The sequence below is a fragment of the Halomonas sp. ISL-56 genome (genome assembly GCF_018612805.1).
Classification (GTDB): Bacteria; Pseudomonadota; Gammaproteobacteria; order Pseudomonadales; family Halomonadaceae; genus Vreelandella.
Genome location: NZ_JAGGRO010000015.1, coordinates 118,345 through 132,342, shown reverse-complemented (window position 1 = coordinate 132,342; position 13,998 = coordinate 118,345). Strand labels below are relative to the sequence as shown.

Here is a 13,998-nt window from a genome sequence, read left to right as displayed (position 1 = left end):
GGCATTCAGTTAGCGCCGATGTAACGGTTTTTCTTCCTACCGCGCAAAACCAACAAAGCACCAAAAAGAAGCGCACGTGCACCAAAAGTTGCTAAGGAAAACACCATGCCTGCCACGCTTGATTTGCATAGTTCGCTGCTCGATACGCTCTGGGTACTTTGGGCCGCTGCCCTAGTATTTGTGATGCAAGCTGGTTTTCTCTGCCTGGAAGCGGGCACTACGCGCACCAAGAACGCCATCAACGTCGCTATGAAAAACGTAGCGGACTTTGCCATTGCCGTCAGTGTTTTTTGGTTAGTCGGTTTTGGCATTATGTTTGGCGACTCCCACCATGGCTTAATCGGCACGACGCTATTGGGCTGGCAGTTAAACGCTTCTGGTAGCTGGGTAATTACCGTTTTTATTTTCCAGGCAATGTTTTGTGCCACCTCAGCTACCATTGTGTCGGGCGCGGTGGCAGAACGCATGCCCTTTTTAGCCTACACCTGGACGGCCCTATGGATAGCCTTACTTATCTACCCAGTATTTGGCCACTGGGCATGGGGCGGACTTTTGAGCGGCGCGAAGGGTTGGCTAGGGACGCTTGGGTTTGTCGACTTTGCGGGCTCTACGGTAGTGCATAGCGTTGGCGGCTGGGTAGCGCTGGCAGCGGTACTCTGTATTGGCCCACGCACTGGGCGCTTCACCCAGGGCAAACCACCCACCGCCTTTCCCTCTGGCAACCTTCCCCTCGCCATGCTGGGCGCGCTGTTTATGATTTTAGGCTGGTTTGGTTTTAACGGCGGCAGCACTCTGGCGGTTACCGAGCAAATCCCCGGCATAATTGCCAATACTGTTCTGGGCGCCGTTGGCGGCATTCTTTCAGGCATGCTGATGGGGCTAAGAACGCGGCGCTACGCCGATGTGATGTACGCGATTAACGGCGCCATTGCGGGCTTGGTCGCTGTAACCGCCAGCGCTCACGTAATCTCTTTACCGGCGGCATTTGGGCTGGGTGCAGTCAGCGGCGTCCTGATGGTACTGACCAGCGAATGGCTGCTAAGCAAGCATATTGATGATGCCGTCAGTGCTATACCTGCGCACCTCGTCGCAGGCATATGGGGGACGCTCGCACTGCCCTGGGTGGCTGATTTAACGCTGCTGAATAGCGGTTTGTCTCGATCCGCACAGTTTGGCGTTCAATTAATGGGCGTTGTGGTATGCGGCATCTGGAGCTTTGGCAGCGCCTGGCTGCTGTTTCGTATCACCCGGCGCTTCTTACCCATTCGCGTCTCACCCGAGGCGGAAAAGATGGGCCTCAATCTCGCCGAGCATGGCGCCAATAATGAGCTGAACCAACTGCTTGAGCATATGCGCCAACATGAACAGCAGGGCGATATGCGCCAGCGAATTGACGCCGACCCGTTTACCGAGGTAGGCGAAATAGCGGCGAGCTATAATCGCGTCACCGCCGCCCTTGAACGCGCCGTTGGGCATACCCGTGTGATGCTGCGTAATCTGCGCGACGGCGTGATTACCTGGCAGGCAGACGGCACCCTGACAAGCCTTAACCCCGGTGCAGAGCAACTTTTTGAAGTAGAGGCCCTGGAGCTTATTGGCCAACCTGTTACGCGGCTATTACCGGACCGCTCTCTTACCCCTGCTGGGGCGCGCCATGAAATTAAACGACGCACCTCTGATATGCAGGTGCGCTATTTGGAAATCCAGGTGAGCGAGGGAGCCAGCGGCTCCGCGTCAGAGCGCTCAGGAATGGTGCGCGACATTACCGAACGTAAGCAGCTCCAAGAGCAGTTAAACCGCGAACGCGACCTGGCCCGCACCACGCTCGCATCCATTGGTGATGGCGTGATTACCTGCGACGCCAGTGGCAACGTGACATTTATAAATACAGAAGCGTCGCGCTTAACCGGATGGACACCCGACAATGCTATCGACAAACCCATTTACAGAGTTTACCAGTTAATTGAGGAAGCCAGCGGTGAGCCGCTCGGCAATCCCGCTAGGCAAGTGCTCACCCAGCTAACCCCGGTACACTCCACCGAACACTGCCTGCTAGTGAATCGTGATCACTCGCACACGCCCATCCAGCACAGCGCCTCACCGATACGCTCGCGCAGCGGCATTACCCTCGGCGCAGTGGTGGTTTTTCAGGATGTCAGCCTTACTCGCCAGCTCACTGAACAGCTTAGCTATCAGGTCAGCCACGATAACCTAACTGACCTACTCAATCGTCGCGCCTTCGAATCCGCGCTCACCGCGCTACTCAATCGCGACGATGGCCACCACGTGCTGTGCTACCTGGATCTCGATCAATTCAAAATCGTCAATGACACCTGCGGCCATCTCGCAGGAGACGAGTTGTTGCGCCAAGTAGCATTAAAACTGAAAAGCCATGTGCGCAGCAGTGATATCGCCGCCCGGCTGGGGGGCGATGAATTCGCTTTGTTGCTACCTGATTGCGCTATCAAGCATGCATTGGCGATTGCCGAAGCGCTACGTTGCGATATCGAACAGTACCGTTTTGCCTGGCAAGGGCACACCTTTGGTATCGGTGTGAGCATTGGCTTGGTTGAATTAAACGCGGCTCAGCCCATGCAGTTGAGCCAGGCACTTCACGCCTCCGATGCGGCGTGCTACGTCGCAAAAGAGGCCGGCCGCAATCGCATCCACTGCTACCAGCCTGACGATCATTCGTTATTGGAAAAGCACGGCGAGCTGCAGTGGGCACAGCGCCTGCAAAATGGCTTGGACAACGACACCTTCCGCCTTTTCGCCCAACCCATTACCGCCGTTTGTGCCGACAAGCCTGGCTACCGCGAAATTCTGCTCCGCCTTGAAGAGCAGGGAGAGATCATCGCACCGGGTAGCTTTCTACCCGCCGCTGAGCGTTATCACTTTATGGTGCGCATTGACAGCTGGGTCATTCGTAACACCCTGGCCTGGCTGGGGGATCAAAACCGCCATGCTACTCTACCGTCAAATAGCCTATGGGGGATCAATCTTTCCGGCGATTCGCTATCCGATGCTGATTTTTGCCAGGATCTTATTACCCAAGTCGCCAAGGCAGGGCTACCCCACGGCACGCTATGTTTTGAAATTACCGAAAGCACTGCCATTGCCCAACTCTCAAGTGTTAGCGAATTAATCGTTACCCTGAAAGAGTACGGCTGCCGCTTTGCACTGGATGACTTTGGCACCGGCCTCTCCTCATTTAGCTACCTAAAGCAGTTGCCCGTCGATTATCTAAAAATTGACGGGAGCTTTATCCGCAATGTGCATCAGGATCCGATTGACCGGGCGATGGTAGAGGCGATTCATGCCGTCGGCAAGGCACTGGCAATTAAAACAATCGCTGAATTTGTGGAGACTCAAGCCACGCTGGGCACGCTGCGCCAAATGGGTATTGACTACGCACAGGGGGATTTACTGGGCAGACCCGAACCACTCACCCAGATGGCGAACCACCGCATTAAGGTGATGCCACGCTAGCGGCAAGGGAATCTCAGGGAAATCTAAATGCCAGAAACGCAAAAAACCCAACATGGGCATAATTTCTAACAAATATAGAATGTCTAACAGATATAGTGCCTCTAACAAAGGCCTAGTCACTACAATCGCTAAGGGAAGTACTGAGGAGATATGCTGGGGTAATGGGGTGGATGATGGGACTTGAACCCACGACCACCGGAGTCACAATCCGGGGCTCTACCACTGAGCTACACCCACCACAACCTAAAGCTGGAAACGCAGCTATTGTCACTTACGCAAACATTGTCACTGGGGTGGATGATGGGATTTGAACCCACGACCACCGGAGTCACAATCCGGGGCTCTACCCCTGAGCTACACCCACCAAAGACAATCATACGTAGAAACAAACAGTGCTTGCTTTAAGATAGGATTCTGACAGGTTGGTACCACTGAAGTAGGTGGCACGCCCAGCAGGAATCGAACCCGCAACCTACGGCTTAGAAGGCCGTTGCTCTATCCGGTTGAGCTATGGGCGCACATTTAGCATTCATAAAACGAATACCGATGAGCACTAGACCACAACTGCAGCTTGGAAAAGCAAACTACTACCTTTCATGCTAAGTGAATGGTCGGGATGGAGGGATTCGAACCCCCGACATCCTGCTCCCAAAGCAGGCGCGCTACCAGACTGCGCTACATCCCGATTTTTATCACCTTAGACGCTACCGTGCTGCCCGTCTCAAGCGAGGCATATATTACTATTTTTAATTTTAAAGTCAACCATTAAAGTGATTGTTAGTGAAGGCGCTTTGCCTGGATGCCCCAGCGTGCGAAAATTACTGCCGTTAAACGCTGCTGCGTGAGCGCTTCAACGTCTAGGCCATTTTTAACATCCACAGGGATTCCATTACATGACCGCCCAACTAATCGATGGCAAAGCCATCGCTGCTACTGTCCGCCAAAAGGTTGCCGAAAAAATTGCGACACGCCGTCAAGCAGGCGGGCGAGCACCGGGACTAGCCGTGGTTGTGGTCGGAGACGATCCCGCCTCTCAAGTGTATGTCAGTAATAAGCACCGCGCCTGTGAACAAGCAGGGATTCTTTCCTTCCAGCACGCCCTGCCTGCCACGACCTCTCAGCATGAGCTGGAAGCCCTGGTTGACCAGCTCAACAACGACCCCGCAGTTGATGGCATTTTGGTTCAACTGCCGCTGCCTAAGCATTTGGATGCTGAGCCTATTTTAGAGCGTATTCGTCCAGATAAAGATGTCGATGGCTTTCACCCCTACAACATTGGTCGCTTAGCGCAGCGAATGCCCGCTCTGCGCCCTTGCACGCCAAAAGGCATCATGACCCTCTTCGCGCAAAGCGATATTGCACTACGCGGCTTAGATGCCACCGTCGTGGGCGCTTCTAACATTGTAGGCCGCCCCATGGCGCTGGAACTGATGTTAGCGGGCTGTACCACTACCGTATGCCACCGTTTTACCCGAAATCTTGAAGATCACGTTAGCCGTGCCGATATCTTGATCGTGGCTGTCGGCAAGCCGGGCATCGTTAAAAGTGAGTGGGTTAAGCCGGGCGCCATTGTTATCGACGTGGGGATTAACCGCCAAGAAGATGGCACGTTAAAAGGCGATCTTGATTTTGCTGCCGCGGCCGAACGCGCTAGCTTTATTACCCCCGTACCCGGCGGCGTTGGGCCGATGACCGTCGCAACACTGCTGGAAAATACGTTGGAAGCCGCAGAGCAACACGACTTAGCACCCGATCACGCCTGAGTTAATCATCACCCTTTTTATTTAGGAGCATGGCGCAGTGAAGCGTATTGGTATTATTGGCGCAATGGCGCAGGAAGTGAGCACCTTGGTGGACCAGCTGGATAACCCGCAGCGCTATGAACATGCGGGTTTTGTATTCCATACTGGCACGCGCTACGGCCTTGAGGTCATTGTGCTACAGTCAGGGATTGGTAAAGTCAATGCCGCAGTGGGCACGGCTATTCTTTTAGAGCGCCATCAGCCCGACGCCATTATCAACACCGGTTCTGCCGGAGGCTTTGCCGCTGATTTAAACATTGGCGATGTGATTATTTCAGACGAAGTGCGTCACCACGACGTTGACGCCGTGGTGTTTGGTTATGAAATAGGCCAAGTGCCAGGGATGCCAGCCGCCTACTTAGCCGACACAGGGCTGCGAGAAGTCGCGCGTAAGGCCATCGCCTCGTTAGGTGAAGTCCAAGTCCGCGAAGGTTTGATCGCCACTGGTGACGCCTTTATCGCCGATCCAGCCCGGGTAGACGCAACCCGCGCTCAGTTCCCCAGCATGCTTGCCGTAGAGATGGAGGGCGCCGCCATTGCCCAAACGTGCCATCTCTATAATTGCCCTTTTGTGGTTATCCGCGCTCTTTCGGATATTCCCGGCAGTGGCGACAACCACCTCTCCTTCGATGAGTTTCTGGAAGTGGCCGCCGACCACTCATCGCGCATGGTTGATCAAATGCTTAAGCAGCTTGGCAATGCCTAACGGGGCTTGCTAGATACTTGAAGCCGTCGGCGGTAAAGCCGTCGACGGCACTCGTTACCCGCTAAGATCTAATCGCCCAGCTAAGCGTCTCCCCCGCCAGCAGCGGGATGATTTGCTCCCCTTGGGCGTAAGGATAACTCTCCGGCAACGTCCAATTCCGTCGCTCAAGCGTAATGGTGTCTGAGTTAGGTGAGAGCCCATAAAAACGCGGCCCATTAAGGCTGGCGAAGGCTTCCAACTTGTCCAATGCATCCATTTCATCGAAGGCGGTGGCGTAAAGCTCAATGGCCGCAGGGGCAGTATAGGCACCGGCACAACCGCAGCTTGATTCTTTAGCCCCCTGGGAGTGAGGTGCACTATCGGTGCCCAAAAAGAACTTATGGCTGCCACTGGTGGCTGCTTTCAGCAGCGCCTGGCGATGCTGTTCACGCTTCAGGATCGGCAGGCAGTAGTAGTGAGGACGAATCCCCCCGACCAGCATTTTATTGCGGTTAAACAGCAGGTGATGAGCGGTAATGGTAGCCGCCACATTATCCGGCGCTTGAGCAACAAATTCAGCGGCCTGCTGGGTAGTGATATGCTCACACACTACTTTCAGCGTTGGGTGGCGTTCCAGCAGTGGCTTCATCACGGTGTCAATAAACACCGCTTCGCGATCAAAAATATCGATATCTGCATGGGTGACTTCACCGTGCACCAGAAGGGGCATGCCCACTTTGGCCATCATCTCAATCGTTGCATCACAGCGGGCCAAGTCAGTCACCCCTGAGTCGGAGTTAGTCGTGGCGCCCGCAGGATAAAGCTTCACCGCTTTGACAATGCCACTTTGCGCCGCGCGCTCGATCTCTTCAGGCGGCGTTGTATCGGTGAGATACAACACCATTAAAGGTTCAAAAGCGCTACCCTCAGGCAAGGCATCAAAAATACGCTGACGGTATTCAAGCGCCTGGGCCGTGGTGGTAACCGGCGGGGTGAGATTAGGCATAATGATCGCCCGTCCCATTTGCGCTGCGGTATGGCCTACTACTGCTTTTAGCGCCTCATCGTCGCGCAAGTGAAGGTGCCAATCGTCGGGGCGGGTCAGTGTCACAGTATCCACGGCAAGTCCTGTAGTGGTGTTAAGACGGATATAATGCAGTGTGTACAGTATACGCAATTGCGCGATGGTATAAATCCGCACCTCAAGCGCCCACACCCTCGTCCAAGTGTCGTATCATGGCGCTGCTTTTTTAAGATCCAGCTCTAAGAGTCAGTTTTTTACAGTCGTTGTAACAGTTATTTTTAACGCTAAGGATTCGGTTGTTTATGCAGAACGTGCGGCGCTATGCGGATATTATTGCCAGCCTGGAAGGGTTGATGTGGCTAAGCCTCGCTTGGTCGATTTCACTCTCTGTTCACATCGGCAGCACAGAACCCACTCTCGCCAGCTTATTAGTCATTGGCGCTGTGGTGGTTTTCTGCTGGGCTCATCGGCCCTTACGTTATTTGTTGCGCCGCTACCATATCCGCAAACGACGCACCGATATGTGGATCCATACCTTGGCGCTGCCGCTACTGTTGGCAATGTTCTTCCATATTATGCTTGAAGCTTTAGTGGGCAGCGCATGGCTTCCGCCTAAAATACTGCTGTTCAATATATTGGCATCTGCAGGCTGGACAACCTACGTCATGACCCTATTGATTAAATTTGTCATTCATGGCTTTAAAGCCAAGACTAAGTAAGACCAACATGCAAACTGCCCTACCTCTTCCGCTTTCTACGCCCAACCGCAACCTAGTGCGGCTGACTATCGTGCGCGGTATCACCTGGACCGGCTTTTTATTAGCGATTGTTGTCGGTGTTGAGCTGCTCGCCTTTGACTTACCGGTGAGTGCCGTGGTGGGCGTGGTCATCTCCATGGGCATTCTCAACATCGCCACCTGGTGGAGGCTAGGGAGGCCACGCGCGGTGACTCATCTAGAGTACTTGCTGCATTTACTTGCTGACATTACCGGCTTGACGCTGCTGTTCTACTTTTCTGGTGGTTCTACCAACCCCTTTATTACCTACTACTTGGTGCCAGTTACCATTGCAGCCGCCACCCTGCCCTGGCGCCACGCCTGGATCATTGCGGCCTGCTCAATGGCGGGTTATACCTTCTTAATGTTTTCCTACTACCCCATACCTCAGTTAGGCCACATCAATAGTGACAGCCCCCTGAGCCTGCATATATTAGGTATGTGGCTCAACTTTGGTCTCTCTGCGGGCTTGGTGACATTCTTTATTTATAAAATGGCCCACGCGCTACGTAGCCGTGATCAGGCGCTTTCACGTACTCGGGAAGCCGCTTTGCGTAATGAGCAGGTATTGGCGGTCGCCACCCAAGCTGCGGGTACTGCCCATGAGCTAGGCACCCCCCTCTCTACCATGGCGGTCCTCCTCAAGGAGATGCAGGCCGATGCTCCCGCTGACTCTACGCTTAACCAAGACATTAATTTACTTCGCCAGCAGGTAGACGTATGCAAATCACGCCTGCAAAATTTGGTCTCTAACGCTGATCGGCGACGCATGGCCGAACCCGAAGTGCTTGATGCTGAAGTGTGGCTGGCAGGTGTTGTACAGCGCTGGCTGGTGCTGCGCCCGGATGTAAGCCATCAATTCGATGTGGCAGAGAAACGTGGAAGGCCCTGGCTGGCCGTTGATGCCACCCTCGACCAAGCGTTAACGAATTTACTGAATAACGCCGCTGACGCCAACCCTGAACACATTGCCATACGCTTAGACTGGCAGAGTGAGAGCGTAGTGATCGACATTCGTGACCATGGTCCAGGTGTCGCCATGTCGATTGCCGATCAGCTGGGAGAGACGTTTATTTCTACTAAAAGCAAGGGCATGGGCATCGGCTTGTTTTTAACACACGCCACTATCAATCGCTTTGGTGGCGGTGTAAGCCTGTATAATCACCCAGAAGGGGGTACGCTAACGGAAGTTACGCTACCTCGCTGCGCGGCGCCAAACTAATCGCGCCCACCCCAAGCACCGCCAGTAATGGATTGAGGACAACATGCAAACGCGAGAGCAACGCCTGCTGATCATTGATGACGATGAAATGTTTTGTCATGTGCTGAATCGTGCCCTAACCCGCCGCGGTTATGACGTCATCGTTGCCCACGATGCAGAACAAGCCCTGACCCTGGCCGCGCAGCATTCACCTACCATGGCGACCCTTGATTTAAAACTGGAAAACAGCTCAGGCTTAAAACTGCTTCCCGAGCTACTTGCCACTATCCCCCAGTGTCGTATTGTGGTGCTGACAGGCTATTCAAGCATTGCCACAGCCGTTGAGGCAATGAAACTTGGCGCGGTTAATTACCTGTGTAAACCGGTGGATGCTGATGATGTTTTAGTCGCTTTTGAGCGCCAAGCTGGCGACCCGGATATTGAACTGGCTGACAATCCGCCTTCGATTAACCGCATCACCTGGGAGCATATTCAGAAAGTGCTGCAGGAGCACGATGGCAATATATCCGCCACCGCTCGGGCGCTTGGCATGCATCGCCGCACCCTGCAGCGGAAATTACAAAAACGCCCGGTACGGCGTTAAAGTGACTAATCTTAGCAGGCGAGACGGCAAGCCTGGGCGGGTGAGAGGACAGGTTTCCGCGAGGGCGCTATGACCCCCTCCCTGGGCGCTACTTACGCCATCTGACCGCCATGGATGGCGGAAATGCCGGAAATGTAAGGAACATTTACCGGCCATGGCGTAAGACCATCGCTCCAACCTGCCCTCTCAACCATTCATTAGCCTTGAATCCGTGCACTTAAGAAACGAGAACTTAATGCGCCGTCCAGCCTAAATCGATATTAAAGCTCGACCCGGTCACGGCACCAGCGGCGTCAGATGCCAGGTAAGCAACTAATTGCGCCACCTCTTCAGGCTCGATCAAGCGCTTGATCGCCGCCTGTTTAAGCATGACTTTTTCGATCACCTCCTGCTCATCCATGCCGTGCAATTTAGCCTGGTCAGCGATTTGGTTATCCACCAGCGGAGTTTTGACATAGGCAGGGCATACCGCATTCGCAGTAATGCCTTGTTCGCCGCCCTCTAGCGCCGCCGTTTTGGTCAAGCCGATCATGCCATGTTTGGCACTGATATAAGCCGCTTTCCCAGGTGAAGCCACCTGAGCGTGTATCGAGGCAATATTAACGATGCGCCCCCAGCCCTTTTCGCGCATGTGCGGCCACGCCGCCTGGGTCAGCAAGAAAGGCGCCGTCAGCATCAGATCGATAATCTGGCGCCACTTTTCCTCGGGGAAGGTCTCAATCGAGGCAACGTGCTGAATCCCAGCGTTATTGACCAATATATCAACTCCACCAAAGCGCTTAACCGCATCGGCCACCGCCGCACGGCAGGCATCAGGGTCGGTTAAATCCGCTTCAAAGAAAGCCGCGCCAGCTTGTTCAGCGACTGCCTTACCTGCCGGATTAAAATCGACGGCCAGCACTTGATGGCCTAGTTCGCAAAAGTGCTTAACCACAGCGGCACCGATCCCGCTGCTGGTACCGGTGACCAGCGCAACTCGCGGCGTTGTAACGGCTTGGGAAGTCATAGGCAATTTCCTTTTCACTACGTGGATGGACGTTCTGTTTGTTGAGTTATTGTCAGTATAGCTATGTGTGCCTAGGCATTGAGCGCTTCGGCGGGTTGCATTAAACGCGCCATCATTTGCTGTGCTAGCCTTGCTGCCTCCTGCATGCTCTCCAGCTCGCTTAAATCATGCAAAATGGCGCGTTTATAGAGTTCGCAGCCGCCTGGTAATTGTTCAAGAGATAACTGGTAGGCGCCTGAGGGCAATGAAAGCGTAAGGGTATCCGCCAAGGGCACAGCAAGCAGAGATGGGTCAGGCACTACGACCAACCACAGCTCACAGGGCGTAATCAACGCACCCACCATGTATTCAGCGCCATGATGCTGAAAGCATAGCGCATCAACCCCTAAATGCGGGTTCCAGTCACTTTTTTGTTTAATGGATGGCAAGTGCACATCTCGGTATGCCTTCGCCAGTTCGGCAAGAAAAGCATATTTGTCGGCGGTGAGCGTCTGCATAGGCTTATTCGTTTTCCCAGATGATAATGGGCATTAATGGTTCGTGTAGCGAGCTGCTATTGGCGAAACGTGCTCTGCTCAGACACAATGGACGCGAATTTATCGCTGAGCCAACGGCTATTTACCCTTCGTGGCTGCCCACTTGGTTTCTCAACTCTACCTATCCTAAAGGAGCACAAGCTATGTTTGTGGTTATTTTTGGTCGAATGTCATGCCCTTTCTGTGTGCGCGCAAAACAGCTTGCCGAGCACTTGGAAAAAATCGGTAAAATTGAAGGTTATCGCTATGTGGATATGCCTTCAGAGGGCGTCACTAAAGAAGATATCGCCAAAACAGCAGGTAAACCCATTCACACCGTGCCGCAGGTATTTGTCGATCAAACCCATGTGGGCGGCTTTACTGAATTTGATCAGTTTGTCCGCGACCAGCAGTTGCTAGCCGTTTAACCACTCGTTAATACGCGTTGAACCCTTGCTTACCTCGCTTGCCTATACTGAGCAGTTATTTAATGGCTCACGCTAGGTGTGTGCCACTTTAGGCAAGGAGTTCACCATGCAGCGTCAGGAGTTTGTTCAGCAGCTTTGGCTTGACTATGTACATACCCACCCCGACATAGGCGCGCTTAGGCTGTGGCCGCTATCAACTGCCGCCGAATATTTAACACTCGTCACACTCAATTACGGCCCTTTTACCGCTGCTGCGCTTACCGGCAATTTAGCCCATATGGGCTATCGCCGTATGGGCCACTACGCCATGGCTGACAAAGGTCTATTAGTACAGCTGCTTGCACCAAGCGACGGCAGTAGTTGGCTGGTGCTCGCAGAGCTGCAAATAGGCACACTGTCCAAGGCACCACGGGAAGCCATAGAAGGGTTGGTGCAGCAATCTCATCCTCAGGATTGCAAAGGACATAATTTACTCTGCCGCGGCCGCCCTTGGCCAATGCCAAGCTGGGCACTTTATCAACAGCTTCAGCAAGCACACCCTTTGGCTGCCTGGATAGCGGTTATGGGGCCCCGCTTGCATCACGCTGGCTTTGATTGCAGTCAGCTTGGCGAGCCTTTGGCAGTCTTGGATCAACGCCTCGCTGAGGTCGGTATGCCCAGTCTACATGAGCAGCAAAACGGTGTTTTTACGGTGTCGTCGCTGCTGGATCACCGCTTCTACCCCACCACATCGCAAAAAACAGTCTTCGCCGATGGCGATGAGCATCGCCTTTGCTTAGGCGGCTTGGCGTTAGTCCAAAAGCACGTTGAAGATAACCACGAGCGTATTGCGGATGTCCTGCTTCCCCACCATACGCGCTGTGAGATGGCGTAAGACGCTAGCGGCAAAAGCGCTAGCGTCTTACTGCGTTCCCTATAACCTTCGAGCTGCTAATAGGAACGGAGCTTATTCGGCATCAAACGTCATTTCAGGAACATGGTCAGGCACAATTAGTTTGCCCGCCGTTTTCTCGATGATCTCCTCAACGCTTACGCCCGGGGCGCGCTCCTTGAGAATAAAGGCACCGTCTTTGATTTCAAGATAGGCGAGATCCGTCAAGACACGGTTAATGCAGCCTGCGCCAGTTAGCGGCAGTTCGCATTTTTCCAACAGTTTGGACTCACCGTGCTTCGAGGCGTGCGTCATGGTGCAAATAATGTTTTCAGCACCGGCAACGAGATCCATGGCACCGCCCATGCCTTTGATCAGTTTGCCAGGAATCATCCATGAAGCGATGTTGCCCTGCTGATCCACTTCAAAAGCACCCAGTACCGTTAGATCCACGTGGCCGCCACGAATCATCGCAAAAGATTCTGCGGAAGAAAAAATCGCCGCGCCGGGGCGAACCGTTACCGTCTCTTTGCCCGCATTGATCATATCGGCATCAAGTTCGTCTTCGGTGGGGTAACGGCCCATCCCCAACAGTCCGTTTTCGGATTGCAGCATGACATCTATGCCATCAGGGATGTAGTTGGCAACCAAGGTGGGGATACCAATGCCCAAATTAACGTAAAAACCATCTTGCAGTTCGCGGGCAACACGTTGAGCCATCTGTTCTCGTGTTAAAGCCATGGTGATTTCCTCTTGCTGAATCGTTAAGTGATAAGCGAGTGAGATGTTTGAAGCAGTGCTGCGTTAACTGCGCACCGTGCGTTTTTCTATTCGCTTTTCAAACGTGCCTTGAATAATCCGATCCACATAGATACCCGGGGTATGGATCTGGCTAGGTTCAAGTTCACCCGGCTCAACGATTTCTTCAACTTCCACCACGGTAATTTTCCCAGCGGTGGCGGCCATAGGGTTAAAATTTTGCGCGGTATGGCGATACATCACATTGCCATAGCGATCCGCTTTCCAACCTTTCACAATGGCGAAATCACCTACAATGGCTTCTTCTAAAATACAGTGTCGCCCATTAAACTCGCGAACTTCTTTACCTTCGCCAATCGGCGTGCCGTAGCCAGTCGCCGTATAGAAAGCGGGAATGCCCGCACCGCCTGCGCGCATTTTTTCCGCCAACGTGCCTTGGGGCGTTAGCACTACCTCAATCTCATCGTTGAGCATTTGCTTCTCAAACAAGGCGTTTTCACCTACGTAAGAAGCCAGAATCTTACTGATTTGACGATCTTCAAGCAGTATCCCCAAGCCAAAACCATCGACACCGCAGTTATTGGATACCACGGTGAGATCATTGACACCGCGGCGCTTGATTTCGGCAATCAGGTTTTCGGGAATACCGCAAAGACCGAAGCCACCGGCGATGACGGTCATACCGCTCTCGATACCTTCCATTGCCTCTTCGTAGGAAGCTACACGCTTATCGAATCCTGCCATTGTTGTGCCTCACATTGTTGTAGGTGGTACGTGTTTTAGGTGGTACGTGAACCGAATCTTACGATAGTGCCAGTGTTGTGCGAGATGATATATT

13 protein-coding genes and 4 tRNA genes are annotated in these 13,998 nt (G+C 53.4%); 8 read left to right on the top strand and 9 right to left on the bottom strand.

Features of this window, described 5'->3' with window-relative positions; genetic code table 11:
* Positions 1–105 precede the first annotated feature (105 nt).
* Complete coding sequence (gene amt / locus J7J49_RS13010; protein WP_215093138.1) at positions 106–3,489, top strand: ammonium transporter; 3,384 nt, start codon at positions 106–108, stop codon at positions 3,487–3,489.
* Positions 3,490–3,651: 162 nt separating this feature from the next.
* Here amt and J7J49_RS13005 read toward each other — a convergent pair.
* The 4 genes from J7J49_RS13005 to J7J49_RS12990 form a co-directional block, all read right to left on the bottom strand.
* Positions 3,652–3,726: transfer RNA gene (locus J7J49_RS13005), tRNA-His, on the bottom strand.
* Positions 3,727–3,778: 52 nt separating this feature from the next.
* Positions 3,779–3,853: transfer RNA gene (locus J7J49_RS13000), tRNA-His, on the bottom strand.
* Positions 3,854–3,930: 77 nt separating this feature from the next.
* Positions 3,931–4,007, bottom strand: a tRNA-Arg gene (locus J7J49_RS12995).
* 90 nt (positions 4,008–4,097) lie between these two features.
* Positions 4,098–4,174, bottom strand: a tRNA-Pro gene (locus J7J49_RS12990).
* Between the two features lie 208 nt (positions 4,175–4,382).
* On the opposite strand from J7J49_RS12990, the gene folD reads away from it, so the two are divergent.
* On the top strand, positions 4,383–5,252 hold the full coding sequence (folD, locus tag J7J49_RS12985; protein ID WP_215093136.1) for a bifunctional methylenetetrahydrofolate dehydrogenase/methenyltetrahydrofolate cyclohydrolase FolD: 870 nt from the start codon (positions 4,383–4,385) through the stop codon (positions 5,250–5,252).
* Between the two features lie 37 nt (positions 5,253–5,289).
* Positions 5,290–5,997 carry a 5'-methylthioadenosine/S-adenosylhomocysteine nucleosidase gene (mtnN, locus tag J7J49_RS12980; protein ID WP_215093134.1) on the top strand — a complete coding sequence of 236 codons (708 nt, stop codon included), beginning with the start codon at positions 5,290–5,292 and terminating at the stop codon, positions 5,995–5,997.
* 61 nt (positions 5,998–6,058) lie between these two features.
* Here mtnN and pyrC read toward each other — a convergent pair whose 3' ends face one another.
* On the bottom strand, positions 6,059–7,096 hold the full coding sequence (pyrC, locus tag J7J49_RS12975) for a dihydroorotase (RefSeq protein WP_215093132.1): 1,038 nt from the start codon (positions 7,094–7,096) through the stop codon (positions 6,059–6,061).
* A 206-nt stretch (positions 7,097–7,302) separates the two neighbouring features.
* Here pyrC and J7J49_RS12970 point away from each other — a divergent pair, with 206 nt between their 5' ends.
* Genes J7J49_RS12970 through J7J49_RS12960 form a run of 3 tightly spaced genes read left to right on the top strand, consistent with a single transcriptional unit; the run spans position 7,303 to position 9,581 of the window.
* On the top strand, positions 7,303–7,719 hold the full coding sequence (locus tag J7J49_RS12970) for a hypothetical protein (RefSeq protein WP_064232843.1): 417 nt from the start codon (positions 7,303–7,305) through the stop codon (positions 7,717–7,719).
* A gap of 7 nt (positions 7,720–7,726) precedes the next feature.
* Positions 7,727–8,998: an ATP-binding protein gene (locus J7J49_RS12965; RefSeq protein WP_064232844.1), complete on the top strand. Its 1,272-nt coding sequence runs from the start codon at positions 7,727–7,729 to the stop codon at positions 8,996–8,998.
* Positions 8,999–9,041: 43 nt separating this feature from the next.
* A complete protein-coding gene (locus J7J49_RS12960) occupies positions 9,042–9,581 on the top strand; it encodes a response regulator transcription factor (protein ID WP_064232845.1) in 540 nt (179 codons plus the stop codon).
* 232 nt (positions 9,582–9,813) lie between these two features.
* Here J7J49_RS12960 and J7J49_RS12955 read toward each other — a convergent pair whose 3' ends face one another.
* Together J7J49_RS12955 and hybE are read right to left on the bottom strand one after the other, a co-directional pair.
* Positions 9,814–10,587: a 3-hydroxybutyrate dehydrogenase gene (locus J7J49_RS12955; protein WP_064232846.1), complete on the bottom strand. Its 774-nt coding sequence runs from the start codon at positions 10,585–10,587 to the stop codon at positions 9,814–9,816.
* Between the two features lie 71 nt (positions 10,588–10,658).
* The gene (gene hybE / locus J7J49_RS12950) at positions 10,659–11,084 is read right to left on the bottom strand and encodes a [NiFe]-hydrogenase assembly chaperone HybE (RefSeq protein ID WP_064232847.1); all 426 of its coding nucleotides are present in this window, start codon (positions 11,082–11,084) and stop codon (positions 10,659–10,661) included.
* A 182-nt stretch (positions 11,085–11,266) separates the two neighbouring features.
* Here hybE and J7J49_RS12945 point away from each other — a divergent pair, with 182 nt between their 5' ends.
* Both J7J49_RS12945 and J7J49_RS12940 read left to right on the top strand, forming a co-directional pair.
* On the top strand, positions 11,267–11,530 hold the full coding sequence (locus J7J49_RS12945) for a GrxA family glutaredoxin (RefSeq protein ID WP_064232848.1): 264 nt from the start codon (positions 11,267–11,269) through the stop codon (positions 11,528–11,530).
* 106 nt (positions 11,531–11,636) lie between these two features.
* Positions 11,637–12,404, top strand: a complete 768-nt coding sequence (locus J7J49_RS12940) for a VOC family protein (RefSeq protein WP_064232849.1) — start codon at positions 11,637–11,639, stop codon at positions 12,402–12,404.
* 72 nt (positions 12,405–12,476) lie between these two features.
* On the opposite strand, the gene J7J49_RS12935 is transcribed toward J7J49_RS12940, so the two are convergent.
* Both J7J49_RS12935 and J7J49_RS12930 read right to left on the bottom strand, forming a co-directional pair.
* The gene (locus J7J49_RS12935) at positions 12,477–13,142 is read right to left on the bottom strand and encodes a CoA transferase subunit B (protein WP_064232850.1); all 666 of its coding nucleotides are present in this window, start codon (positions 13,140–13,142) and stop codon (positions 12,477–12,479) included.
* Positions 13,143–13,205: 63 nt separating this feature from the next.
* The gene (locus J7J49_RS12930; protein ID WP_064232851.1) at positions 13,206–13,904 is read right to left on the bottom strand and encodes a CoA transferase subunit A; all 699 of its coding nucleotides are present in this window, start codon (positions 13,902–13,904) and stop codon (positions 13,206–13,208) included.
* Positions 13,905–13,998: the final 94 nt, after the last annotated feature.

Bases quoted from the DNA above. Each gene is read 5' to 3' on its own strand.
- J7J49_RS12960 (WP_064232845.1), top strand. From the start codon at position 9,042: ATGCAAACGCGAGAGCAACGCCTGCTGATCATTGATGACGATGAAATG.
- J7J49_RS12930 (WP_064232851.1), bottom strand. From the start codon at position 13,904: ATGGCAGGATTCGATAAGCGTGTAGCTTCCTACGAAGAGGCAATGGAA.
- J7J49_RS12945 (WP_064232848.1), top strand. From the start codon at position 11,267: ATGTTTGTGGTTATTTTTGGTCGAATGTCATGCCCTTTCTGTGTGCGC.
- J7J49_RS12940 (WP_064232849.1), top strand. From the start codon at position 11,637: ATGCAGCGTCAGGAGTTTGTTCAGCAGCTTTGGCTTGACTATGTACAT.
- J7J49_RS12955 (WP_064232846.1), bottom strand. From the start codon at position 10,587: ATGACTTCCCAAGCCGTTACAACGCCGCGAGTTGCGCTGGTCACCGGT.
- hybE (WP_064232847.1), bottom strand. From the start codon at position 11,084: ATGCAGACGCTCACCGCCGACAAATATGCTTTTCTTGCCGAACTGGCG.
- J7J49_RS12970 (WP_064232843.1), top strand. From the start codon at position 7,303: ATGCAGAACGTGCGGCGCTATGCGGATATTATTGCCAGCCTGGAAGGG.
- J7J49_RS12935 (WP_064232850.1), bottom strand. From the start codon at position 13,142: ATGGCTTTAACACGAGAACAGATGGCTCAACGTGTTGCCCGCGAACTG.
- folD (WP_215093136.1), top strand. From the start codon at position 4,383: ATGACCGCCCAACTAATCGATGGCAAAGCCATCGCTGCTACTGTCCGC.
- J7J49_RS12965 (WP_064232844.1), top strand. From the start codon at position 7,727: ATGCAAACTGCCCTACCTCTTCCGCTTTCTACGCCCAACCGCAACCTA.
- amt (WP_215093138.1), top strand. From the start codon at position 106: ATGCCTGCCACGCTTGATTTGCATAGTTCGCTGCTCGATACGCTCTGG.